The 23,027-nt window shown below is 63.4% G+C and carries 19 protein-coding genes and 1 pseudogene; 5 read left to right on the top strand and 15 right to left on the bottom strand.

The genetic code is table 11. From position 1 onward, the window contains the following. Window positions 1-54: 54 nt before the first annotated feature. The gene (locus CK627_RS12280; RefSeq protein ID WP_167385337.1) at window positions 55-1,053 is read left to right on the top strand and encodes a questin oxidase family protein; all 999 of its coding nucleotides are present in this window, start codon (window positions 55-57) and stop codon (window positions 1,051-1,053) included. Between the two features lie 29 nt (window positions 1,054-1,082). On the opposite strand, the gene CK627_RS12275 is transcribed toward CK627_RS12280, so the two are convergent. From CK627_RS12275 to CK627_RS12245, 7 genes and pseudogenes are all read right to left on the bottom strand, one after another. After that, window positions 1,083-1,517 carry a hypothetical protein gene (locus tag CK627_RS12275; protein ID WP_005302566.1) on the bottom strand — a complete coding sequence of 145 codons (435 nt, stop codon included), beginning with the start codon at window positions 1,515-1,517 and terminating at the stop codon, window positions 1,083-1,085. 64 nt (window positions 1,518-1,581) lie between these two features. After that, complete coding sequence (locus tag CK627_RS12270; protein WP_019840285.1) at window positions 1,582-2,625, bottom strand: M35 family metalloendopeptidase; 1,044 nt, start codon at window positions 2,623-2,625, stop codon at window positions 1,582-1,584. A 270-nt stretch (window positions 2,626-2,895) separates the two neighbouring features. Continuing rightward, on the bottom strand, window positions 2,896-3,534 hold the full coding sequence (locus tag CK627_RS12265) for a DUF2913 family protein (protein WP_095592466.1): 639 nt from the start codon (window positions 3,532-3,534) through the stop codon (window positions 2,896-2,898). 95 nt (window positions 3,535-3,629) lie between these two features. Then, the gene (locus CK627_RS12260; RefSeq protein ID WP_167385336.1) at window positions 3,630-4,925 is read right to left on the bottom strand and encodes a DEAD/DEAH box helicase; all 1,296 of its coding nucleotides are present in this window, start codon (window positions 4,923-4,925) and stop codon (window positions 3,630-3,632) included. 227 nt (window positions 4,926-5,152) lie between these two features. Next, window positions 5,153-5,685, bottom strand: a pseudogene (gene speG, locus CK627_RS12255) (spermidine N1-acetyltransferase). A 98-nt stretch (window positions 5,686-5,783) separates the two neighbouring features. Continuing rightward, a complete protein-coding gene (locus CK627_RS12250) occupies window positions 5,784-6,434 on the bottom strand; it encodes a DedA family protein (RefSeq protein WP_095592465.1) in 651 nt (216 codons plus the stop codon). 218 nt (window positions 6,435-6,652) lie between these two features. Next, window positions 6,653-8,236, bottom strand: coding sequence for a CHASE4 domain-containing protein (locus tag CK627_RS12245; RefSeq protein ID WP_017766684.1), 1,584 nt, complete (start codon window positions 8,234-8,236; stop codon window positions 6,653-6,655). Between the two features lie 222 nt (window positions 8,237-8,458). Here CK627_RS12245 and CK627_RS12235 point away from each other — a divergent pair, with 222 nt between their 5' ends. After that, a complete protein-coding gene (locus CK627_RS12235; protein WP_010633558.1) occupies window positions 8,459-9,421 on the top strand; it encodes an autotransporter domain-containing protein in 963 nt (320 codons plus the stop codon). A 34-nt stretch (window positions 9,422-9,455) separates the two neighbouring features. Here the strand turns inward: CK627_RS12235 and CK627_RS12230 are convergent, their stop codons facing one another. Then, window positions 9,456-9,827: a hypothetical protein gene (locus CK627_RS12230; RefSeq protein WP_065017823.1), complete on the bottom strand. Its 372-nt coding sequence runs from the start codon at window positions 9,825-9,827 to the stop codon at window positions 9,456-9,458. 315 nt (window positions 9,828-10,142) lie between these two features. Here CK627_RS12230 and CK627_RS12225 point away from each other — a divergent pair, with 315 nt between their 5' ends. Next, the gene (locus tag CK627_RS12225; protein WP_095592463.1) at window positions 10,143-10,775 is read left to right on the top strand and encodes a phospholipase D family protein; all 633 of its coding nucleotides are present in this window, start codon (window positions 10,143-10,145) and stop codon (window positions 10,773-10,775) included. 25 nt (window positions 10,776-10,800) lie between these two features. Continuing rightward, a complete protein-coding gene (locus CK627_RS12220) occupies window positions 10,801-11,649 on the top strand; it encodes a nuclease-related domain-containing protein (protein ID WP_095592462.1) in 849 nt (282 codons plus the stop codon). 70 nt (window positions 11,650-11,719) lie between these two features. Here the strand turns inward: CK627_RS12220 and CK627_RS12215 are convergent, their stop codons facing one another. The 4 genes from CK627_RS12215 to CK627_RS23045 all read right to left on the bottom strand — a co-directional run bounded on the left by CK627_RS12215 (window position 11,720) and on the right by CK627_RS23045 (window position 15,507). Then, window positions 11,720-12,877: a DUF1615 domain-containing protein gene (locus CK627_RS12215; RefSeq protein ID WP_095592461.1), complete on the bottom strand. Its 1,158-nt coding sequence runs from the start codon at window positions 12,875-12,877 to the stop codon at window positions 11,720-11,722. 84 nt (window positions 12,878-12,961) lie between these two features. Next, window positions 12,962-14,476 (bottom strand): MFS transporter, encoded by a 1,515-nt coding sequence (locus tag CK627_RS12210; RefSeq protein ID WP_095592460.1) that lies wholly within the window; start codon window positions 14,474-14,476, stop codon window positions 12,962-12,964. A 2-nt stretch (window positions 14,477-14,478) separates the two neighbouring features. Beyond that, window positions 14,479-15,348 carry an HlyD family secretion protein gene (locus tag CK627_RS12205; RefSeq protein WP_254425308.1) on the bottom strand — a complete coding sequence of 290 codons (870 nt, stop codon included), beginning with the start codon at window positions 15,346-15,348 and terminating at the stop codon, window positions 14,479-14,481. A 12-nt stretch (window positions 15,349-15,360) separates the two neighbouring features. Next, window positions 15,361-15,507 carry a hypothetical protein gene (locus CK627_RS23045; RefSeq protein WP_254425307.1) on the bottom strand — a complete coding sequence of 49 codons (147 nt, stop codon included), beginning with the start codon at window positions 15,505-15,507 and terminating at the stop codon, window positions 15,361-15,363. 107 nt (window positions 15,508-15,614) lie between these two features. On the opposite strand from CK627_RS23045, the gene CK627_RS12200 reads away from it, so the two are divergent. Then, window positions 15,615-16,241 (top strand): TetR/AcrR family transcriptional regulator, encoded by a 627-nt coding sequence (locus CK627_RS12200; RefSeq protein ID WP_095592459.1) that lies wholly within the window; start codon window positions 15,615-15,617, stop codon window positions 16,239-16,241. 48 nt (window positions 16,242-16,289) lie between these two features. On the opposite strand, the gene leuA is transcribed toward CK627_RS12200, so the two are convergent. From leuA to carA, 3 genes are all read right to left on the bottom strand, one after another. Further along, window positions 16,290-17,948 (bottom strand): 2-isopropylmalate synthase, encoded by a 1,659-nt coding sequence (gene leuA / locus CK627_RS12195; protein WP_095592458.1) that lies wholly within the window; start codon window positions 17,946-17,948, stop codon window positions 16,290-16,292. A gap of 480 nt (window positions 17,949-18,428) precedes the next feature. Next, window positions 18,429-21,665, bottom strand: a complete 3,237-nt coding sequence (gene carB, locus CK627_RS12190; protein WP_005302601.1) for a carbamoyl-phosphate synthase large subunit — start codon at window positions 21,663-21,665, stop codon at window positions 18,429-18,431. A gap of 16 nt (window positions 21,666-21,681) precedes the next feature. Continuing rightward, window positions 21,682-22,818, bottom strand: coding sequence for a glutamine-hydrolyzing carbamoyl-phosphate synthase small subunit (gene carA, locus CK627_RS12185; protein WP_017785950.1), 1,137 nt, complete (start codon window positions 22,816-22,818; stop codon window positions 21,682-21,684). Between the last annotated feature and the right edge of the window lie 209 nt (window positions 22,819-23,027).

The raw sequence follows: 23,027 nt of genomic DNA, 5'->3' as shown, positions 1-23,027 counted from the left end.
CCTCAAGTTAGCTTTAACTTGCACAATCCTGTCTCCCCTCATGAAAGGAGTCAAATGATTATGCATTATCTTCATCAACTGCTCGATGCCAACCAGGCATTTGCCCTCAATGGTCGCGGCACCACCAACCACTGCCCGATGGCGCTGCACGCCCTGCATGAGATGGGCGCCAGCCCAGTACGGCTGCAGCGTTTCTTTGCCCACTGGCAGGCCAACCATGCCCTGCCGGGGGGTGAACAACAACAGGGGAATGAAAAGGAGATGCAGTTTGTCCGGCTGCGTCAGCAGTTGGCAGCACGGCTGGCCGACGAGGGATGGCTGCCCGCCTTTGGCGACCTGCTGGAGCAGGGACTCTCCCCAGCGGGCGGCGCCTTTCATCCGCTGATCCGCCTGGCCTGCGCGCTGGAAAATGGCCACCTGGGAGAGCAGGCCGCCGCCCTGGCTGCCTGGCAATGCGACCCCTTGCGGGTGCCGGCCGGGCAGGGAGCACCGGTGCAGGATATCGACGGCCTGCTGAGCGTACTGGCGCAGCAGTGGGAAGGGTCGCGCTGGCAGGGCGACTGGATCACCGAGCGACTACGGCAGGTGACGGATGCGCCGACCTGGGCGGCGAGATTGCCGGGCGGGCTCCCGTCATCCTCGGATCTGCTGGTGCAGCTGGCCGACGCAGCCCTCGCCCTCTACTGGCAGACCGGCAACTTTACCGTGCTGCACATGGTGACCGGCAGTCGCGCCGCCGCCATCGTCGCCCGCCATTTGCCCGCGCCATGGCAAGGGCGCTGGCAGACCCTGATGTGGCAAGCGGTGGCGGCCGCCTATGTCACGGTCGGCGCACCGTCACTGAAAAGGCAGGTCTGGCCCGATACCGGCAAGCTGGTGTGGCAAAACGTGCTGGCCAGCGCGGTGGAGAGCCTCGACGATCATGTGATCAAGCTGGTGCACTGCTGCTGGCGGGAGGGGCTCGCCAGGCCTTTACTGGCGGAGCGTTATCTGGCGGTGGCAGCCCGTGCAACGGGTCTGCTGGCGCCCCTTAGCAGGCCGGATGCCATCTAAGGGCTGGGCTCCACAGGATGGGGCCGCCCTTAGGAGGCGGGCAGCCGGGTGAAGTGAATGACGGGGCAGCGGGGGGCCACGCCCCGGGTCAGGGTCAGCGGCTGGGCACGGTAACTCAGCCGGTAGCTGCCGGGCCGGGAGAGATCGTAGACCAGGGTCAGGTCCGCGTCGGCCTGACTCTGCTGACCAGCCCCCAGCAGAAAGAAATCCTCGGCGCCCGGGTTGCCTCGCTTGGCCAGCGGGCCCTTGTAGGGCAGCGGCTGTTCATCGAGGGTGAGATCGATGGCATCGGCAAACCAGCCTTCGAACGGCGTGAACCAGCTCAGCACCTCGAGCGGCCCCTCCCCCCGGTTGGTCAGGGTCATCACCAACGGCAGCGGCTCGTTGACCCGGCTTTGTGCCTTGACCGACAGCTCGCACTGCAGGGGGGCCAGCGCCAGGGTGGTGAGCAAGAGTGTCATCATGGTCGCTCCTTCCTGTGACAAACGACATGGACAAAAAGGGGCCTTGCGGCCCCCGGTCGGCAAATCAGTTTTCGCTCGGCGTGTTTTCGGCGAAGTACTCGTGGTTGTCGGCGTTGTTGAGCGCCTTGACCGGATCCGTCTTCGCCAGGTTGCGGGCATTGGCCTGACCGTAACCCAGATCGTCGGTGCCCGCCACCACATTGAAGTGGCTCAGCTCGTGAACGATGGTGCCGGCACGGGAGTCAGTCCCGCTGACCGGTGCGGTCCAGAAGCTCTTGCACAGGTAGACCTTGTAGGGCTGATCCGGATAGACATAGGCAAAGTAGCTCTGCTTGCAACCACAGTCGAAGGTAAGCGGCTTGTTGTCGATGGCATCCTTGATCTTGCTGAAGTGGGTCTCGGCCTGATCCCAGCGCGACGCATCATAGGCGCCAAACCAGCTGCGGTAACGCTGGCCATCCGGCTTGTCCACCGCCAGGTAGCTGCTGGAGTTGTTGGTGATGCCGCTGGCGGCATCGAGCGCCGCCAGGATGTCGCTCTTCTGGGTGTTGGTGCAGCGGCCGCTGAAACTGACCGAGGCGGTCACCGCCTGCGGCTCGACCAGGGGAGCCGCCTTGGCCAGCACCCGCTCGTCGCTCACCCCTTCCACCCACAGGGTCACGGCATTGGATTCGCTCGCCTGGGCCTGCTTGGCCTTGGCGGCTTTCGCCTCTTGTGGCAGCGTCGGCAGCAGATAGCGGATGCTGTACTGGCCCTGGGCGCTCATGTCGTAGAGACCGGAGACTTCAGCCTGCACCGTCAGGCTCTGGCCGGCCTTGAGCAGCTGGAAGTCCTTGTCGGTCGGGGCAGCCCGCTTGATCAGGGCCCCCTCATAGCTGACCTGCTGGCCGTCCCGCTCCACCAGGAACAAGGGGGCATCCTCGCTGCCCGGCAGTTGCCATTTGAGCAGGCGAACCGGCTTGTCCCCTGTGTTGGTCAGGGTCAGGTTGACGCGCACGTCGTCGCTGCTGCCATCCACCAGGGTGAGCTTGGCATCGAGCCCGGCGGCGCAGAGCGGAGAGGCCAGCACGCCGGCCAGCAACAGGGCAATGGGAGTCGCTTTCATCATGTTTCCTCATTCATTGAGTGTCGCCTTGTCAGGCGGTTTGCTTCCTTCAAGGCCCTCTTTGGGGCTCAACCACCCTAGAGCAGTTTTTTTCCGCGACCATCCCACCATATGGGTGACGCCCCCCAGGATAGGGGGAATGCCAGATACCCCCTCTTGCTGCGACAAGAGTCGCGGCGCTCTCCCCCCTTTCCCCTGCCTGCCACCCCGCCCCGCGCCCATAAAAAACCCCGGCACCGGGCCGGGGTATCAGACAGATGGAGCACTCCCTGTTCAGGGGCCTACCAGCAGCGCCAACGCTGGTTGTGCGTTGCCCGGCACCAGCCGGTAGGCCTTGTGGTGCTTGACCAGGGTGGTTTTCTTGTTGCCCTGGCTCAGCAGCAGGTGGTGGGCAAAGGCCGCCCGTGCCAGCCGGGCCTCGTCGCCGCGCACATAGAGGGTGAGCGGCTTGACCAGCTCGCCCGCCTCGATATGGCCCTGATACTCGCTGGCGCTGATGATGAGGCTCGGCTGGCCGCCCGATTGCAGGCGCAGCTTGGCGCTCACCTCGCTGTCGGTAATCACTAACCAACCCTCGGCTGCGAGCTCGGCCAGCAGGGCGGCCAGCCGGCTGCCGAGTCCGGTCGGCTCGGCCATGGCCCGCTCATACTGGCCCATGATCCGCTCAAGCAGCCCCTTGAGATCGGCGCCGGCCCCCAGGGTGCGGCCAAGCTGCACCCACTCTTTCAAATCTTCCATCACCAGCCGAGAGAAGCGTTTATCCTTGAGGGAATCGGCCATCCAGCTGCAGAGAAAGTGGCTCTCTTGCGCCGGGGTGCGCTTGCCAGCCTTCTGCTCGGCGGTACGGGCCAGTTCGGCCAGGCTCTGGCCGGCCATCTCGAGCAGGGCCTGATTGTAGGTGGGAGAGGTCATAAGCAATCCTTCAGTTGACCGCGACGAGTCAACACCGATGACAGAGAAGGCAAAGGCGCCAGTGGCGCCTTTGCGGTTCAATAGAGCGTGCGCCCTTATTTAGGCTGACGCGGCTTCTTGGCGGCCGCCAGGCGCTTGAGGCGCTGGCCCTGCAGCTTGGACTCCGCCATGGCCTGGGCGGCGGCGTTGTCTTCACGCTGGGGGCGCTTGCCGAAGCGGCGGCGCTCCTGCAACTGCTTGATCAGCTCGTCGCGGCTACTCACCTCGTAGCCCGGCACCATGATGCGGCGGATCTTCTGGCCGATCAGCGCCTCGATCTCCAGCAGGGTGCGTTCTTCTTCACGGCTGACGAAGGAGATGGCCATGCCGCTCTTGCCGGCGCGACCGGTACGGCCGATGCGGTGCACATAGTCTTCGGCGAGGAACGGCAGATCATAGTTGACCACGTATTCGAGGTTCGGGATGTCCAGCCCGCGCGCGGCCACTTCGGTGGCTACCAGCACCCGCAGCTTGCCTTCGCTGAACTCGCGCAGGGCGCGGCGACGGCTGCCCTGGGCCTTGTCGCCGTGCACCACGGCGGACTTGATGCCATCGAGGTTCAGCTCCTCCACCAGCTCGTCGCAGCTCTCGCGGGTGCTGGCGAACACCAGTACCTGCTGCCAGTTCTGCTTGCCGATGAGCTCGGAGAGCAGCTCGCGCTTGCGCTTCTGCTCCACCGGGTAGACGGTGTGGCTGACGGTGTCGGCAGTGGAGTTCTGCTTGTTGACGGCCACCACCTGCGGCTTGTCCAGCATCAGATTGGCCAGCTTTTTCACCGCCTCTGAGAAGGTGGCGGAGAACAGCAGGTTCTGGCGGGTCTTGTTGACCGCCTGCAGGATCTTCTGCACATCGGCGCTAAAGCCCATGTCGAGGATGCGGTCCGCTTCGTCCAGCACCAGGGTCTCGACCCCGGAGAGGCTCAGGTTGCAGGCGGTGAGATGCTCGAGCAGACGGCCCGGGGTCGCCACGATAATGTGAGCGCCCGCTTTCAGCCGCTTGGCCTGCACGTCCTGCTTGCCGCCACCCACGATGGTGAGGGTGGTGATATCCAGATACTTGGCGAAGTCATTGATGTTGCTCGCCACCTGGGCCGCCAGCTCGCGAGTCGGGGTCAGGATCAGCACCCGGGCGTTGGAAGGTTGCACCGGCGCCGAATTGTCCACCAGTCGCTGCAGGATCGGCAGGGCGAAGGCGGCGGTCTTGCCGGTGCCGGTCTGGGCGCTGGCCAGCAGGTCGCGGCCACGGCGCACGGCCGGGATGGCCTGGCTCTGCACAGGGGTCATCTCCTGATAACCGCACTCTGAGATGGCGCGCAAAATCTCGGGGGCAAAATCGAACGATTCAAATCTCATAATGGGTTCCTGTGTTCCAGCGGGACTGTGGCTGGCCTGGTTGGCTCGGCATGAGCAAGAAGTCGGCTATGACCACCGACGGCTGTGCCTGACATCAAGTCAGAGAGTGGCCGGAAAATGGCGGGCGCGAAGTGTAACAGATAGGCGGCGCAAATTCTGCCTCAAAAACGCCCCTTTTCACGGCATCCCGGATCGCTCCCCATGGGCTGGCCCGGGCTGGCTCCAGCTTAGCCTCCCTGCCCGATTCTGACCTGGAAATCGCGCTGAAACAGGCACATGCGGATGGCGGTACGGTAGTGACCATCGATGAAGAACTCCTCTTTGAGCTCCCCTTCCGGCTCGAATCCCAGAGCCTGATAGATGTGGATGGCCCGGACATTGTCCCGATCGACGATGAGATAGAGCTTGTGCAGGTTGAGCACGTTGAAGGCGTACGTCATCGCCTTGAGGGTTGCGCTCCTGGCATACCTCTTCCCCTGATGGGCGGGGCGATGATGATCTGGAATTCGGCGCGGCGATGGATGCTGCGAATGTCCACCAGCTCCACCAGCCCCACCTGGTTGCCTGCCACCTCGAGGATGAAGCGGCGCTCATGCTGGTCGTGGATATGCTTGTCATAGAGCTGGGCCAGCTCCATGTAAGCCTCGTAAGGCTCCTCGAACCAGTAGCGCATGATGCTGGCATTGTTGTTGAGCTGATGAACGAACTTGAGATCCTCGCGCTCGAGGGGACGAAGGGTCAAGGTGTCGGGGGATGACATAAGGTACCTGCTTGCAGATTGGAAGGGCGCCGGCCAGCCAAAGGGGGCGGCGCCATGACATGAAGAGGGGGAGAAACGGGGGCAAGGCCCCTGCCCCCTTAGCGGATGCGGTTGGTCGGTCGCTTGAGCAGACGGATGGCGATGGCCGCCATGGCGATAACGAAGAGGCCGAGGGAGGTCACCAGCAGGCACTTGGTCAGCAGCTCGTGGTGCTGGGCGAACACCGGGGTCGCCATCACGAACTTGCCCACCAGGCTCAATACCAGGGCCCAGAGGAAGGCGCTGGCGAAGCTGGCGATCATCACCCGTGGCAGATGCAGGCGCGAGACCCCCATCAGCATGGGCGTCAACACCCGCACGAACGGCACGAAGCGGGAGGAGAACATGGCCCAGAAGCCGTAGTTGTGCAGCAGGCGCGAGGCCCGTGGCAGGCTGCCATCCGGTATCATCCGCTCCACGTGGCCCATGAAGGAGGTGCCGTGCAGCGCCTGGCCCTGCACGTAGGCGATGAGGCTGCCAAGCCCGGCGGCAAGCGGCATGTAGAGCAGCGTCACCTCGGGGCCGAGCACCCCAATGCCCACCAGGCCGCCGGCCAGCAGCACCAGGCTGTCGCCGGGCAGGGGCAGGAACACGAAACTCGATTCGAGAAACAGGATCACCACCAGGCAGGTGACGAGCAGACCCACGGCCTGCATCTGGATCAATTGGTCAAAGTCCTGTTGCCATATGGCAAGCAGCATCTCCTGCATCTGGTGACTCCCATCAACTTCATGAGGTGGCCCGACGGCCTCCGGTGCGGCAGACCCCCCCCTGTCGCCAACCCCTCTCTTCCCTGAGGGTGGCCCGTTATACACCCGGCCAAGTGAACAAGAAATTAATACAGGTCACGGATAGGCGAGATAATCGCCTGCGGGCCCTAAAAAAATGAGGCCCGCATCTGTCGTGCGGGCCCCGGCTATCCAGCCACTCAGCTGTATTTGAGCCGCTGCAGCTTGGTGAGGGTGAGCAGGGTCTGGGCCGAGAGATCGCACACCGACAGCACGAAGGCGAGCTCGTCCGGGTGCCAGACCTCCTCCAGCCTGGCCCGCTCGGCGATGATGAAACCGAGCAGCTCATCCCCGTGCTTGAGGGGAGCCATCAGAATGGTGCCAGAGAGCCCCTCCAGCCCGAGCTGGGCCAGCATGGCGCCAAAGCGGGTCAGATCGTAAGGCTCGCGCAGGATGAGACAGGGTTCGTGCTCGGGCTTGGAGGATTCGTAGCGCCCCTGGATCAGCGCATAGGGCAGGTGAAACCCCTGCTGATGGTGGAGCTTGGGCAGGAAGAAGAGATCCTGGCAGTACATGGATTGCCTGTCTTCGGCGCAGAACCAGACGCTGGCCCGCGCCGCCCCGGTGCCGGCGCAGATCGCCTCGTTGATGTGACGGGCGGCCTGGCCCGGATCCTCGCCGGTCAGCAGATCGCTCTTGGCCAGGTGAATGAGGGCGCCGTGCTGCAACTTCTGGCGGGCTTCGCTGTCGGCCTGCTGCTGGCGCAGACTGTCGAGATGATCGAGCATCCGATTGCAGTCGACGGCCACCTGGGAGATCTCGTCACTGCCCTCCACCAGCAGGCGGCGCACCGCGCCGTCCTCGGCGATGAGCCGCAGATTGGCACTCAACCGTTGCAGGCGGGCGGCGATATAGCCGTTGAGGATCAGCAGCACCAGGCCACCAAACAGCAGTACCCCCAGGCTCAGCAGCCAGAAGATGCGCCGCTCTACGGCCTTGCCCTCCAGCATCAGATCCCGTGGCAGGGTGAAGCGAAAGATCAGGGGATCTTCCTCTCGCAGGGTATCGATCTGGGCCAGGGTGAGCAGCCGCTCCTCCTGCGGCAGGATCAGGCTGTCATTGGCCCTGAGTCTGGCCAGGGTGGTGACCCCCAGGCTGGTGGCCAGCTGCTGTGGACTGAGAAACGAGAGCGACAGATTGGTGCGCTTTTGCAGCTGATGAACCAGCCGGGTGTTGAAAGCCTTGAGCAGCAGCAGGGTGCCGCGGCTCGGCCCCTCCCCCTCGCTGGTCAGGATCTGGGTGGCGGCCAGCAGGTAGTAGCGCTCCCCGTCGAACCAGATGCCGCCATTGGGCTTGAGGCTGCCATAGCGCACCAGATAGTCGGTGAGCGGCGCGAGTTCGTCCGGTGTCTGCGCCAGCAGCTTGCCGCCGTGGTAGGCAAAGGCCACCTGCGGCTGCTTGTCGGCGTCATAAAGAGCCACCAGATCCACCGCCAGGGTCTCGAAGGTGCGGGCGTTGAGGTTGGCCGCCAGATAGGCGGGATCCCGGCTCGCCATGTAGGCGTAGGTGTCATCCCACTCGGACCAGTCCTGCCCCAGGATGGTGAGCTGATCCAGTTCGGCCTGCACCACGGCCCTGACCCGCTCGCGGTTGCGCTCCACGCTCAGGCGCTCCAGCTCGCCGAACTTGTTGCCCACCACATAATGAAGGCCGACATAGCCGACCCCCAGCAACAGCAGCAGCGTCAGCACTATGGTCAGCGTAATCTTGCGGCTGATCTTCATCTTTACCCACACTCCCGAACAGGTGACCCATTGAGTTTAATGGATTTTGCCTCGCCATCCGCCTTGTGTGCGAAAAACCTCGCCAGGGCGCTCAGCCCTTCGCCGCGGGGAGAAAACGTCGCCTGGAAAGGTTCATTCGACTCGGCATATGAGCTGTCAAGCCAGCCAAAAATCGCTACAGTGTAACCGTGCCTCAGCGCAAGAGGCGTCACGGAGCCCGCCATGCTCATACCACTCGTTCACCCGCTGCGCAGCGCCCTGCTGCTCACCCCGCTGCTTGGCCTCGGCCAGCCGGCCATGGCCGAGGAGGAGTCGCGGGTGCAACAACGCGCCAATGCGGTGGTCTCCCTGATGACCTTTACCGTGGTGCCCGACATCACCGCCAGCAACATCAACATCGGCAGCGGCACCAATCAATCCTCGGCCCTCAACATGACCCAGGTCGGCGGCGGCGCCACCATGAGCGAGAGCGTGCCGGTTTATCTGGAAGGGACCCTGGGATTCAGCCGCTACGATCCCCAGTTCGTGATCAGCAACGGCAGCGAGAGCCGCACCCTCCCCACCAAGTGGAACAGCCTGACGGCCACCGGCGGGATCGGCTGGGACATAGGGCTGCACCGGGACAGACACGGCGGCAACCTGGTGCTGCGCCCCATCGGCAACGTCACCCTCGGCACGGTGGCGAGCGATCTGCGCATCGGCAACTGGCTGCTGGGTCAGTACACCGGCAAAAACCTCGACTTTCTCGATGGCGGCCGGCTCGACGTCTATGGCCTCGGCGGCGCCATGATGCTGGACTACGAGCTCTTCTCCCCCGCTCAGGACATCGACGCCGAGCTGCGCTACTCCTATCAGCACTTGCAGAGTTTTGGCGGCACCGCCGCCAGCGTGACCGGCCAGGCCAACGCCGAAAACCTCGGCCTCTATCTGCGCCGCCGCGCCCCCATCGGCAGTCTGACGCTGCTGGGCAAACCCGTGCGCTACGTGCTGGAGGGGGCCCGTACCGAATACCTGGGCGAGCAGCGCGGCCTGCTCGGCTTCAACTCCCTCAACTCTCTCGGCCTCGGGCTGGAGCTCGACAGCAGCAAGTACGATATCTTCGTCACCCGCACCCGGCTGGTGGCACGCTATATGTTCAGCCACAACACCAGCGGCTACGGCGTCGGGCTGGCGATGAGCTTCTAGGCCAATCCTTCATTTATTTGCCTGCGCCGCTGGCTCAGGGCGTTGTGCCGCCTTCCTCGTCAAAGGTGGCGGCCAGGGACACCAAATAGACCGTCATCCCCCGCTGGCTATCAGACACACCGCCTATCACTTTTGCCGGCCCCGGAGAGAGGAAGACCTGGTTGCTGAGCTCGCGCCGCTCGCCACTCTTGCCCAGCTGCAAGATGGTGATGTGGTAGACACCCGCGTCCTGACTGTCGCGTGTCACCTTCACCCGCTCCCCCCCTCTTTCGAACTGCCACACGGGGCCACCCTGGGCAGGGATCTCGATGTAACGGCTTTGCGCTGACAGTGGCTGCACGGTCAATTCCGTCGCACTCGCGGCAGAGCCAGCGAGCAGCAGGCTAAAGAGTATGGCGTTTGTCATGATGACTTCCTTCCCGGTTCATATGGTATTGCCGTGGCACAAGGTAAACGGGTTGCCAGCAGGCAACCCTCACTTGCTTTACAAAAAGGTGGCAATCCTAACCAGTTTTCATCGCATAGCACAGGGGCCTCCCTCAACGCGGCTCCCTACGCCAGGCTGTCACTACCAACTGCTTGATCCCGCTCGCACTTTTTCATCATTGAGTGATTTAACATTGCCAGATGACCCTGTATAAAAAGAGAACGCCCTTGTCTGCAGCACCAACCATGGATATCAGGGGCTCCCCAGACGGAAGAGATCGACAAGGACATCACCATGGCCAAGTTCCTCAATACCAGTGCAACCAATTACTTTCTTGAAGAACTGATCAAGGACGCCAAGGAGCGACTGATCCTGATCAGCCCCTTCCTCAAGCTCAATGACAGGATCAAGGAGCTGCTGACCGACAAGAACCGCCTCAAGATCGATGTGCGGATCGTCTATGGCAAAAGTGAGCTGCAGCCGGAAGAGATCAGTTGGCTCAAGGAGCTCACCTATATCCGCACCAGCTTTTGCAAGAACCTCCATGCCAAGTGCTACCTCAATGAAGAGATGTGCATCATCACCAGCCTGAATCTCTATGAGTTCAGCCAGGTGAATAACAACGAGATGGGGGTATTGATTCAGCGTTCGGAAGACAGCGACCTGTACCGCGATGCCTACGATGAAGCCCAGCGCATTATCCGGGTGAGCGAGGAGGTGCGCATCACGTTGGAGCGCGTCGCAAGCGACAGTGACCAGCAGGACACCGTGGCCGCCCATGCAGGTCCGGCGCCGGTTTGTCCCAAATGCGGTACAACCATGGTACTGAGGACCAGCAAACGGGGAGATACCAGGGGCAACAGCTTCTGGGGCTGTCCCGGCTATCCACAATGCCGCAGCATCATCCCCATCGAGACACATCCTTGACCCGGGTCTGTGAAGGCTAAACCACATGGATATCACTGCTGCCATAGCACCGCTGCTGACTCAGCTCTGGTTTCTCCTGCCACTGCTGTTGATTGCCACCCTGATCAAAACACCCTGGTTCAAGGGGATGATCGGGGAGTGGTTTATCAATCTCAGCCTCCGTCTCTTTCTCGACAAGCAGGAATATCACCTGCTGAAGGACGTGACCCTGCCCACCCCGCAGGGCACGGCCCAGATTGACCATGTGCTGGTGTCACGCTTCGGGGTCTTCGTGATAGAGACCAAGAACATGAAGGGGTGGATCTTCGGCAATCCTGCCCATAAAAGCTGGACCCAGCAGATCTATCGCCGCAGGCACAGTTTTCAAAATCCCCTGCGCCAGAACTATCTGCATGTGATGACCCTCAGATCCCTGCTGGGGCTGGCGGATCACCAGCTTCACTCCATCATCTACTTCATTGGCGACTGCACTTTCAAAACCCCTATGCCGGACAACGTGATGAACCGCGGGCTCATTCGTTATATCAAAGGCAACACCACACCGGTTTTGACACCTGCCGAAGTCACCCGGGTTATCGACACCATCCAGCGGGGACGACTGGCCGCCAACTGGCAGACCCACAGACAGCATGTAGCGCAGCTCAAGGCTCGGCACGGAGTTGCCACCCAGCCTGTACCCGCCAGCACACCGATCTATCACCGTTCTTCACCACCAGCGGCTATCCATAAGGCAAACAGCCAGTGCCCCATGTGCCCCAACTGCGGCAACCCCATGGTGCTGCGCACCGCCAGTCGAGGTGACAACAAGGGAAACCAGTTCTGGGGATGCAGTGACTTCCCGAAATGCAGGGGGACCATAGCGCTGATGAAGTAGAGGGGGGAAACAAAACGACGGGGGCATAAGACAAAGGCGGCCAATTGGCCGCCTTTGTTACTTTTAGCAATCAGCGGATCGTCGCCATCTTCTGCACGCAGCGCTGCTCGCGCTCATCCACCCGCTTGGCAAACCAGGCGGTGGTGAGGTTGCGGGTGATCTTGGGGCTTTTCAGCTGGATGCCGGGCAGGATGGCGCGCGGCAGCCGTTTGCCCGCTTTCTGGTCTGCCAGCGTGAACACGCGATGATAGAGGTCGCTCTGGCTAAATTCGGCAGTATCGCCGAGCTTGAGGCTCTGGTGGATGGCCTGCTTGCTCATGCTGAGCTGGCCGGCGATGGCATGAACCGCGAGCTCGGTCTTGCCCGGCAGATCGGAGTCGTAGCGAATGAGATCCCCGTCCAGCGCCAGGGTCTTGCCGCTCAGCCGGCTCACTGCGGCCTGGAAGGCGGCATTGCGGCTCGCATACCAGCCCGCATTGAAGTCGGCGAAGCGGTAGAGGGTGTCGGGGTAGTCGGCCGGGTAGCCGAAGATGTGCCTGGTACCAAACCAGATGCCACCGCGGCGGGTGAACACCTCGTGGCGAATGGAATCCTTGACCGGATAGGGGTAGCCGTGGGTGTTGGCCTCGGCAAAGGCGACGCTCACCTGCATGGGGCCGCCGGTACGCACCGGGTTCATGTTGCCAAAAAGCTGCTTGCCCATCGGCACCTCCCCGATCATGTCTTCAAAGATCTCGCTCATCTCCCGCTCGGTACGCAACTTGTCGATGCGCTCGGCGTAGGTCTTGCCGGTGGGGGATTTGATGGAGAGCGCGGTGCGCACCACAAACTCAGGGATCAGCAGCTTGCCGGCGCGGGCGTTGATCTCCTTCCAGGCTATCTTGCCAAGGCCCGGCACCACGGGGTCGGCCTGGTAGGTGGCCTCCTGCTCGGCCACCGCCAGCACGGTACAGACGTTGTGATCGCTCACCGTCAGCCCCTGGCTGGTGAGCGCCGTCACCACGTCGTTGGCCCAGCCCGGCTTGTCCACCACATTGCGCGGCAAGAAGGTGACGATGCGACTCTTCATGTCGGCCGGCTTTTGCGGCTGCATCGCCTTGGGAATGGGACGCCCCGCCGGGGTCACCGAGGTCGACGGCGTGGCCGGTGCAGGCGGCTCGCTGGCACAACCGGCGAGCAGCAAGGCAAGAGAGAGGGTGGCCAGCGGCAGGCGTGGCAATCGGGTCATCGGGGGCTCCCTGTCGGGCGCCGGCAGGCGGCGCGAGAAACAAACAGCGCCATTGTAGAGGAGCACCGCCGCCCCGTGCACCCCTTATTCTCCTTGCTGCGACTTGTGGTGGGCCCAGCGCATGGTGCCAATCACCACCGGGATAAGAAACGCCAGGGTGAACAGGAACCACTGCACATTGTTGACCCCGGCCACCGCCATGGCCTGGGTGTGCAGCGGCTTGGCCAGCAGGGCCGGCGCGGCCTCCTGCCCCAGGGCAGCGGCGGCCTGCTGATAGTCGAGGAAGGCCTGGCTGGCGCTGTTGTAGTGCTCCCCCAGCCGGTTGACGGCCTGGCTCGTCTCCTGATGCATCAGGTGCGAGAACTGGGCGACCGCCAGCAGGGAGCCGAGGTTGCGGAACAGGTAGAACCAGGCCACCCCCTCGTCGAGATAGGCCCACGGCAGGCTGCGCAGCACGTGCACCGTGAGGGTGATGTTGAGGATACCGACGGCCACCCCTTTGAGCAGCAGCGCCGGCCAGAAGTCGTCGAAGCCGCTGCCGGCGCTGCGACCGGTGAGCAGACAGCAGGCGGTGAGCATCAGCACGATGCCGATGGGGATCACCTTCTCCGGATCTCGCGCCGGATTCGTGGTGGCATAGAGGGCGATCAGCAAGCCCGCCAGCATGCCGACAAACCCCACAAGTTCCATGCGACCGAGCTCGACGTGGCTGTAACCCATGGCCTGGGTGACGTAGACGGTGACCAGCTGGTTGGTGCCGAGGATGACGAAGCCGGCCATCACCGCATCCAGCATGCCTGCCTTGCACAAGGGGGCGGCCAGCAGATCGGGGCGCAGGTAGGCGCCGCCCCCCCAGCGCCGGCGCAGTGCCAGTACTGTCAGTCCGCCGAGGCCGAGCAGCAGCCAGCCCAGGGTCACCAGATGGGGAGCCTGAAACCAGTCGAAGCGCTCGCCGCGCAGCAGCAGGTAGGTCAAGCCGCCGATGAAACCGCTCAGCAGCAGCGCCTGCAGCAGGTTGAAACGCAGGGGTGAGCGTTCACCGCGCGCAAACCAGGGGCCGAAGCGGGTCCAGTAGAGCAGCGCCAGAAACACCGGTACCTGCGCCGCGAAGGCCCAGTGCCACAGGCTCTCCTCGGCCAGATGGGCCAGCAGCAGCGGATAGAGCCCCATGGGGATCAGCACGACGCCAAGCAGCATGGCCCCCTCGACCAGTGCGATGGCCCGATAGCCAAGCCCCCGCAGCACCAGGCCGTGGGCCACCAGCAGCAACAAACTGGCCGACACCCCGTGTCCCCACCAGGCGAGCAGCTGCGGCGCCGGTTGCCGGCACAGGCAGGCAAGCAGGGCGGCAGCAAGGCCAATCAGGGCGCCCAGCCGGGTCATGCTCCGATAACCCAGCCGGCGCGCCAGCCAGGCCGCCAGCGGCAGCGTCATCAACTGGCCCATCATGTTGAGCGTCTTGAGCCAGCTCGCCTCATCCCCGGAAAGGCCTAGGGCCCCGGCAATCTCGGCCGCCCCCGTGCTGTAGACCTCCCCCGTGATCCCCTGGGGCAGCAAGAGCAGCAGGGTCAGCACCAGCAGTTGGGGTATGCGCAGCATGATCAGCCCCGCCCGCCGACGGCGATCGCCACCTCGGCCGAGAGGCCGGGCACCACCCGACCGCGCAGCGAGCTCGGGATGTCGAGGGCGATCTTGACCGGCACCCGCTGCACAATCTTCACGAAGTTACCGGTCGCGTTGTCCGGCGGCAGCAGGCTGAAGCGCGCGCCGGTAGCCGGCGAGGCACCAATCACGTGGCCGCGCAGCGGGCGGTCCGGGAAGCTGTCGAGCCTCACCTCCACCGTCTGGCCGGGCTGGATATGGGTGATCTGGGTCTCCTTGTAGTTGGCCTCCACCCACACATCGTCCACCGGCACTATGGCCAACAGGTTGGTTCCCTTGGTGACATAACGCCCCTTGCGCACGCTGCGATTGCCGACCACGCCGCTGATGGGGGCCCGGATCTGGGTGTCTTCCAGACTCAGGCTGGCCAGCTCAAGGGCGGCGCGGGCCTGATCCCGCTGTGCCAGCCGCTGGGCGCGCTCGGTCTGCAGGGAGCCCAGCTGGCGCTTGGCGCTGGCCAGCCCAAGGCGGGTCGCCTCCAGGCTGGCGTTGGCCTGGCGCATCCGGGTGCGCTGGGCGTCGGCACTCGACTTGGCCACCAGCTTCTTGCCGAGCAGGTTGTCATAGCGCGCCCACTCGGCGCGCTGAAGCTCGGCATCGGCGCGCGCCGCCTCGATACGCGTGGCCGCCTCACCGATGCCGATCTCCTGCATGGCGATGCGCTCGCGCACGTTGGCCAGCGCCGCCTCGGCGGCGGCCAGTGCACCCTCCGCCTGGGTCTTGAGGGCCTGGTAGTCGCGCGCATCTACCTCCGCCAACAGATCGCCGGCAAGCACGAACTGGTTGTCGGCGACATGAACCCGGGTCACCACGCCGGCCACCTAGGCGCTGATCTGGGCTATCTCCCCCTGCACGTAGGCGTTGTCGGTGACCACCTCCCCCGCGCGGGGCATCAGGTAAACATAGAGACCAGCCACGGCCCCCAGCAGCACCAGGGCCACAGCCCCCTTCTTCATCGTCGCTTTCATCTTCACTCCGCACATGATACTGTACCGTACAGTACAAAATCATAGAGAGCGTCGTGGACGGTGACAAGCCCCCGACGATAAAAAATGTACCGAGGAGTACTGTAACTATGCGTCCATCGAGTCTGGAGAAGCGCCAACGCTACCTGGCGAGCGCCATCGAGCTGTTTCTGGAGCAGGGCTATGACAACACCAACATGGCGCAGTTGATCGAGCGCTGTGGCGGCTCCAAGCTGACCCTGTACAACTACTTCGGCGACAAGCAGGGGCTGCTGCGGGCCGTGGTGGCCGAACTGACCGAGCCCTCCGGCGAGGCACTGGCCCTGCCGCTGCCCGACGCGCGCCCGCCGCGCCAGCAGTTGATGAGCTTCGCCGTCAACTACCTGCACTTTGTCTACGATCCGCGCCGTCTCAAGCTGTGTCGCCTGGTGATGACCCGGGTGCACAAGGACCCCGATCTCATCCGCTTCTTCCTCGAGCGCAGCGCCTACCACTCCCAGAGCGTGCTCGGCACCTTCCTCAAGGCGCTCGACAGCCAGGGCACATTGCACTTCGACGATCCCGATCTGGCCTGCGAGCAACTGCTCGGGGCGCTGCGGGGCAACCGCCACTTCGAGGCCCTCTACGCCGACACCATCCCGAGCCCCGCCGAGATGCGCCGCAGCGCCGAGTCGGCGGTGGATGCCTTCCTCGCCGGCCACAGCCGCCATCCGGTTGAACCGGGCAGACACCAATAACAACGCCACCTTGCGGTGGCGCTGCTATCGGGACAGAGGTGAGCAGGATCAGGCGCTCTGGCGCAGCGCCTCTATCTGGGCGGCGCCATTGATCACCGCCTGCAGGGAGGCACTGACCACGTCGCGGCCGATGGCCACCCCGCAGGTGCGGGTCCCGTCCACGCTCAGCAGCACGTAGGCGGCTGCGCGGGACTCGGTACCGGCGGTGAGGGCATGCTCGGAGTAATCCAGCACGTCGATGTGCATGCCGGTCTGGCGCTGCCAGCCGTTGACCAGCGCCGTGATGGCCCCCTCCCCCTCGCCACAGAGCTGCAGCGAGCCGGTCGGGGTCTGCAGCTCCAGACGCAAACTCTCCTGGCTGTCGCGACCAAGCTGGAAGCGACCGATGCGATAGCCGTGGGCAGGCTCGAGGTAGTGGCGCTCGAACAGGGTGCGGATCTGCTCCGGGCTGATTTCGCTGCTGCTGGCCTCAGCCTCGGCCTGAACCCGGCGGCTGAAGTCAATTTGCAGCCAGCGCGGCAACTGCAGACCAAGGTCGCGCTCCAGCAGGTAGGTGACCCCGCCCTTGCCGGACTGGCTGTTGATACGGATCACCGCCTCGTAACTGCGACCGAGATCGGCAGGATCGATGGGCAGGTAAGCCACGTCCCAGTAGTGATCCGGTTTTTCTGCCGCGAGAGACTTGCGGATGGCATCTTGGTGGCTGCCGGAAAACGCGGTGTAGACCAGCTCGCCGGCATAGGGGTGGCGCGGATGCAGGGCAATCTGGGTACAGGCCCCGACGGTGGCGACGATGGCATCCATGTCGGAGAGGTTGAGCTCGGGGTCGATCCCCTGGCTGTAAAGGTTCATGGCCATGGTGACGATGTCCATGTTGCCGGTGCGCTCGCCGTTGCCGAGCAGGGTGCCCTCGATGCGATCCGCCCCCGCCAGCACCGCCAGCTCGGCGGCAGCCACCCCGCAACCCCGATCGTTGTGGGTGTGGATGGAGATGCTCACCTCGGGCCGCGCCTTCAAATTGCGGCAGAACCACTCCACCTGATCCGCAAACACGTTGGGGGTGCTCACCTCCACCGTGGCGGGCAGGTTCAGGATCATCGGGCGGGCTGCGCTGCGCCACTCATCGATAACGGCGTCGCACACTTCGACGGCAAACTCCACCTCGGTACTGCTGAAACTCTCCGGCGAGTACTGAAAGCTCCACTCGGTGCCCGGATTGCGGGCCGCATACTCCCGCACCCAGCGCGCCCCCTGCACGGCGATCGCCTTGACCCCTTCGCGCCCTGAGTTGAACACATAGTTGCGCTGGGTCGGGTTGACCGAGTTGTAGACGTGAACGATGGCCCGCTGCGCCCCCTTGAGGGCCTCGAAGGTGCGGGCAATCAGATCTTCGCGCGCCTGCACCAGCACCTGGATGGTGACGTCGTCCGGAATCAGGTTGCGGTCGATAAGTTCGCGCACGAAGTCAAAATCGGGCTGGGAGGCTGCCGGGAAGCCCACCTCGATGTGCTTGAAGCCGATGTGCACCATCAGCGCCCACATCTGCAGCTTCTGGGCCACCGTCATGGGCTCGACCAGCGCCTGGTTGCCGTCGCGCAGATCCACGGCGCACCAGAGCGGCGCCCGCTCCAGCACCCGGTTGGGCCACTGGCGATCCGCCAGATTGAGGACGGGGGCACGGCGGTATTTGCGATGATCGAAGCTCATATTCTGATTCCCTTGGCTGATAGACGAACGGCTGACTGGCGGCTGACAGAGGGACGAAGAGAGGGAAGCGGGGCAGCGCGGTAATGCCGGCCCTGACGAGTCGCGAGGCGGTAACCCCACGCCCGGTATCCTGTGGCCCTTCCCGGTAAGAAGGGTCGGCCGCACAACCCGATAAGGCTGCGGGCCCGATCTGTTCGCCCCTGCATCGGCAGGCGCAGACGATCTGATCGTTGACTCCTGTGACGAGAACCCAGTATAGAGAAGCGACGCGGGTGAGAGATTGCAAAGAGCGCTGTCAAATACATCTATTGCACAATCATTGTGATGTTTTATCTGATTATTGAGTGACTATCTCCCTCAGGTTCCCTGACCAGGCATTTTCCCCTCTGTCCCGCAGCCTTCGGCCAATAAAAAACCCCGCCATCGCTGGCGGGGTTTTATCGGGTCACGAAGGAGGCGTCCCTCCTTCATCACGCGCTCTTAGCGGCTCTTCAGCTGGCTCTCGACCTTCTGGTGCAGCTCCTGCACCGAGCTCACGTTGGCGGTAGCATCGACTGTAATGGCCATGCAGGTGGCGAACGCCGCGTGCAGCGTGGTGGTGTAAGCCACCTTGTGCTGCAGGGCGCCACGGCGCAGCTGCTTGGAGTCCTCGATGGCGCGGCGGCCTTCGGCGGTGTTGACGATGTAGGTGTACTCGCCATTCTTGATGCGATCCAGAATGTGCGGACGGCCCTCGTGCACCTTGTTCACGAGGCGCGGGTTGATGCTCGCCTCACCCAGGGTCACCGCAGTGCCGTGAGTAGCGTCGAGGTCATAGCCCAGCTCCAGCAGCTTGGCGGCCAGGTTCACCACCCGCTCCTTGTCGCCGTGGCGCACGGAGAGCAGGGCGCGACCTTCGCGCGGCACCTGGTGACCGGCACCCAGCTGCGCCTTGGCATACGCCTCGGCGAAGCTGCTGCCCACCCCCATCACTTCACCGGTAGAGCGCATCTCCGGGCCCAGCAGCGGGTCCACACCCGGGAACTTGGCGAACGGCAGTACCACTTCCTTCACCGAGTAGTAGGGCGGGATGATCTCGCTGGTGAAGCCCTGTTCTTTCAGGCTCTGGCCGGCCATGACGCGGGCGGCAATCTTGGCCAGCGGCGCGCCGGTGGCCTTGGAGACGAACGGCACGGTACGGGCGGCACGGGGGTTCACCTCGATGAGGTAGATCTCGTTGTCTTTCACCGCGAACTGCACGTTCATCAGGCCCACTACGCCAAGCTCCAGCGCCAGTTTGCGCACCTGCTCGCGCATCTCGTCCTGAATGGCCTTGGACAGGGTGTAGGGCGGCAGGGAGCAGGCGGAGTCACCGGAGTGGATGCCGGCCTGTTCGATGTGCTCCATGATGCCGCCGATGACCACATCCACGCCGTCGCAGATGGCGTCCACGTCCACCTCGGTGGCGTCGTCCAGGAAGCGGTCCAGCAGCACCGGCGATTCGTTGGAGACGCTCACCGCCTCGGCGAAGTAGCGACGCAGGTCCTGCTCGTCATAGACGATCTCCATGGCGCGGCCACCCAGCACGTAGGAGGGGCGAACCACCAGCGGGTAGGTGATGCGCTCGGCGGTCAGCACCGCCTGCTCCAGCGCGGTGACGGTGCCGTTTTCCGGCTGCTTGAGCCCCAGACGCTCGACGGCGGACTGGAAGCGCTCGCGATCTTCGGCGCGGTCGATGGCATCGGGGCTGGTGCCAATCACCGGCACGCCGTTGGCTTCCAGGGCGCGAGCCAGTTTCAGCGGGGTCTGGCCGCCGTACTGGACGATGACGCCCTTGGGCTGCTCGACCCGCACGATCTCCAGCACGTCTTCCAGGGTAACCGGTTCGAAGTAGAGACGGTCGGAGGTGTCGTAGTCGGTGGAGACGGTTTCCGGGTTGCAGTTGACCATGATGGTCTCGTAACCGTCTTCGCGCAGGGCCAGCGCCGCGTGCACGCAGCAGTAGTCAAACTCGATGCCCTGACCGATACGGTTCGGGCCGCCACCGATGACCATGATCTTGTCGCGGTTGGTGGGGTTGGCCTCGCACTCCTCGTCATAGCTCGAATACATGTAGGCGGTGTTGGTGGCGAACTCGGCGGCGCAGGTATCGACCCGCTTGTAGACCGGGAAGATGTTGTGGCGGGCACGCAATTTACGCACTTCACCTTCGGCCACGCCCAGGATCTTGGCCAGACGCGCATCGGCGAAGCCCTTGCGCTTGAGGGCGCGCAGGAAGTCGGCATCAAGACCCGCCATACCGCGCTCTTTCACCTGCTCTTCGAGTTTCACCAGCTCTTCAATCTGCACCAGGAACCAGGGGTCAATCTTGGTCAGGCGGAACACGCCGTCCATGGAGAGACCGGCGCGGAAGGCGTCGGCGATGTAGAAGATACGGTCGCTACCGGCATCCTGCAGCTCGTGGCGGATGCGGGTCAGGGCGTCAGGGGCGTTGAGATCCAGCATGGGGTCGAAGCCGGTCTTGCCGGTCTCGAGGCCACGCAGGGCCTTGTGCAGGGACTCCTGGAAGTTGCGGCCGATGGCCATCACTTCGCCGACGGACTTCATCTGGGTGGTCAGACGGTCGTTGGCGCCGGCGAACTTCTCGAAGTTGAAACGCGGCACCTTGGTGACCACGTAGTCGATGGCCGGCTCGAAGGAGGCCGGAGTGCGGCCGCCGGTGATGTCGTTCATCAGCTCGTCCAGGGTGTAACCGATGGCGAGCTTGGCGGCGATCTTGGCGATGGGGAAACCGGTCGCCTTGGAGGCCAGCGCGGAGGAGCGAGACACCCGCGGGTTCATCTCGATGATGACCATGCGGCCGTCTTTGGGGTTGATGCCGAACTGGACGTTGGAGCCGCCGGTCTCGACGCCGATCTCGCGCAGCACCGCCATGGAGGCGTTGCGCATGATCTGGTACTCCTTGTCGGTCAGCGTCTGGGCTGGCGCGACCGTGATGGAGTCACCGGTGTGGATGCCCATGGGGTCGAAGTTCTCGATGGCGCAGACGATGATGCAGTTGTCGTTGCGATCGCGCACCACCTCCATCTCGTACTCTTTCCAGCCGATCAGCGACTCGTCGATGAGCAGCTCCTTGGTCGGCGACAGATCCAGGCCGCGCTCGCAGATCTCGACGAACTCTTCGGTGTTGTAGGCGATGCCGCCACCGGAGCCACCCATGGTAAAGGAGGGGCGGATGATGCAGGGGAAGCCCACTTCGGCCTGCACTTTCCACGCCTCTTCCATGTTGTGGGCGATGCCGGCCCGCGGGCACTCCAGGCCGATGCTGCGCATCGCCTTGTCAAAGCGGGAGCGGTCTTCGGCCTTGTCGATGGCGTCGGCGGTGGCACCGATCATCTCGACGCCGAATTCGGCCAGCACGCCGTGCTTCTCCAGATCCAGTGCGCAGTTCAGTGCGGTCTGGCCGCCCATGGTGGGCAGGATGGCGTCCGGGCGCTCTTTCTTGATGATCTCGCGCACCACTTCCCAGGTGATGGGCTCGATGTAGGTGGCGTCGGCCATCTCCGGGTCGGTCATGATGGTGGCCGGGTTGGAGTTCACCAGGATGACGCGGTAGCCCTCCTCGCGCAGGGCCTTGCACGCCTGGGCGCCGGAGTAGTCGAATTCGCAGGCCTGGCCGATGACGATGGGGCCGGCGCCGAGGATCAGGATGCTCTGAAGGTCGTTACGTTTTGGCATGGCTCTCTTTATCCTCTTAGGCGCGATACTGCTTAATCAATTCAATAAAGTGGTCGAACAGACCGGCACAGTCGTGCGGGCCCGGGCTCGCTTCGGGGTGACCCTGGAAGCTGAAGGCCGGACGGTCGGTGCGATGGATACCCTGCAGGGACCCATCGAACAAGGAGACGTGGGTGGCGCGCAGGCACTCCGGCAGGCTGTTCTCGTCCACCGCGAAACCGTGGTTCTGGGCGGTGATCATCACTGTGTTGTCGTCCAGGCTCTTCACCGGGTGGTTGGCACCGTGGTGGCCGAACTTCATCTTGACGGTCTTGGCACCGGAGGCGAGACCCAGCAGCTGGTGACCCAGGCAGATGCCAAACACCGGGGTGTTGGTATCAAGGAAAGTCTTGATGGCCTCGATGGCGTAGTCGCACGGCTCGGGGTCACCTGGGCCGTTGGAGAGGAAGATGCCATCCGGGTTCAGCGCCAGTACCTCGGCGGCCGGGGTCTTGGCCGGCACCACGGTCAGGCGGCAGCCGCGGTCCACCAGCATGCGCAGGATGTTGCGCTTGACGCCAAAATCGTAGGCCACCACGTGGTATTTGAGCTGGTCGGCATCCGGGGTGACGTGCCCCTTGCCGAGCTGCCAGCTGCCCTCGGTCCAGTTGTACGCCTCGCCAACCGTCACCTCTTTGGCCAGATCCATCCCCTTCAGGCCGGGGAAGGCACGGGCCTGTTCGAGGGCATAGACTTCATCAACCTGTTTCCCGGCCAGGATGCAGCCGGCCTGGGCGCCTTTCTCGCGCAGGATGCGGGTCAGTTTGCGGGTGTCGATGTCGGCGATGCCAACGATGTTGTGGGACTTGAGGTAATCGGAGAGGGATTGCTGATTGCGGAAATTGGAGGCAAGTATCGGAAGGTCCCGGATGATCAATCCCTGAGCGTGGATTTGACTGGACTCTTCATCTTCGCTGTTGGTGCCGGTGTTGCCTATATGGGGGTAAGTGAGGGTGACTATCTGACGGGAATAAGAGGGATCGGTGAGGATTTCCTGATAGCCCGTCATCGACGTATTGAAAACCACTTCACCAACGGAACATCCCTCGGCGCCTATCGACACGCCTTTGAACACAGTTCCATCTTCCAGCACTAGCAATGCAGTGTGATTCAAGACAACCTCCAGTTATTTAGCTTTAAATTCAGCAATTTACCTGGGTGTTGCGGGCTCGGTTCCGGCCTTGGACAGGACTCGAACCCGGCAGATTTCTGGCAAATTGGGCGCATTCTACTTAAAAACGATCGCATTTCAACGTCTTTTCTCATTCGAAATGCATCTAAATTCAATAAACAAGCAACATTACCCATTATCTATGCACTTCA

The organism is Aeromonas dhakensis, assembly GCF_002285935.1.
GTDB classification, from domain to species: Bacteria; Pseudomonadota; Gammaproteobacteria; order Enterobacterales; family Aeromonadaceae; genus Aeromonas; species Aeromonas dhakensis.
The sequence above is the reverse complement of the archived record's forward strand: the minus strand, read 5'-3'. Positions and strand labels throughout refer to the sequence as shown.

What these genes read in the sequence shown, in the direction of transcription:
- CK627_RS12280 (WP_167385337.1), top strand. Translation starts at nt 55, where the DNA reads ATGATTATGCATTATCTTCATCAACTGCTCGATGCCAACCAGGCATTT.
- CK627_RS12275 (WP_005302566.1), bottom strand. Translation starts at nt 1,517, where the DNA reads ATGATGACACTCTTGCTCACCACCCTGGCGCTGGCCCCCCTGCAGTGC.
- CK627_RS12270 (WP_019840285.1), bottom strand. Translation starts at nt 2,625, where the DNA reads ATGATGAAAGCGACTCCCATTGCCCTGTTGCTGGCCGGCGTGCTGGCC.
- CK627_RS12265 (WP_095592466.1), bottom strand. Translation starts at nt 3,534, where the DNA reads ATGACCTCTCCCACCTACAATCAGGCCCTGCTCGAGATGGCCGGCCAG.
- CK627_RS12260 (WP_167385336.1), bottom strand. Translation starts at nt 4,925, where the DNA reads ATGAGATTTGAATCGTTCGATTTTGCCCCCGAGATTTTGCGCGCCATC.
- CK627_RS12250 (WP_095592465.1), bottom strand. Translation starts at nt 6,434, where the DNA reads ATGCAGGAGATGCTGCTTGCCATATGGCAACAGGACTTTGACCAATTG.
- CK627_RS12245 (WP_017766684.1), bottom strand. Translation starts at nt 8,236, where the DNA reads ATGAAGATCAGCCGCAAGATTACGCTGACCATAGTGCTGACGCTGCTG.
- CK627_RS12235 (WP_010633558.1), top strand. Translation starts at nt 8,459, where the DNA reads ATGCTCATACCACTCGTTCACCCGCTGCGCAGCGCCCTGCTGCTCACC.
- CK627_RS12230 (WP_065017823.1), bottom strand. Translation starts at nt 9,827, where the DNA reads ATGACAAACGCCATACTCTTTAGCCTGCTGCTCGCTGGCTCTGCCGCG.
- CK627_RS12225 (WP_095592463.1), top strand. Translation starts at nt 10,143, where the DNA reads ATGGCCAAGTTCCTCAATACCAGTGCAACCAATTACTTTCTTGAAGAA.
- CK627_RS12220 (WP_095592462.1), top strand. Translation starts at nt 10,801, where the DNA reads ATGGATATCACTGCTGCCATAGCACCGCTGCTGACTCAGCTCTGGTTT.
- CK627_RS12215 (WP_095592461.1), bottom strand. Translation starts at nt 12,877, where the DNA reads ATGACCCGATTGCCACGCCTGCCGCTGGCCACCCTCTCTCTTGCCTTG.
- CK627_RS12210 (WP_095592460.1), bottom strand. Translation starts at nt 14,476, where the DNA reads ATGCTGCGCATACCCCAACTGCTGGTGCTGACCCTGCTGCTCTTGCTG.
- CK627_RS23045 (WP_254425307.1), bottom strand. Translation starts at nt 15,507, where the DNA reads ATGAAAGCGACGATGAAGAAGGGGGCTGTGGCCCTGGTGCTGCTGGGG.
- CK627_RS12200 (WP_095592459.1), top strand. Translation starts at nt 15,615, where the DNA reads ATGCGTCCATCGAGTCTGGAGAAGCGCCAACGCTACCTGGCGAGCGCC.
- leuA (WP_095592458.1), bottom strand. Translation starts at nt 17,948, where the DNA reads ATGAGCTTCGATCATCGCAAATACCGCCGTGCCCCCGTCCTCAATCTG.
- carB (WP_005302601.1), bottom strand. Translation starts at nt 21,665, where the DNA reads ATGCCAAAACGTAACGACCTTCAGAGCATCCTGATCCTCGGCGCCGGC.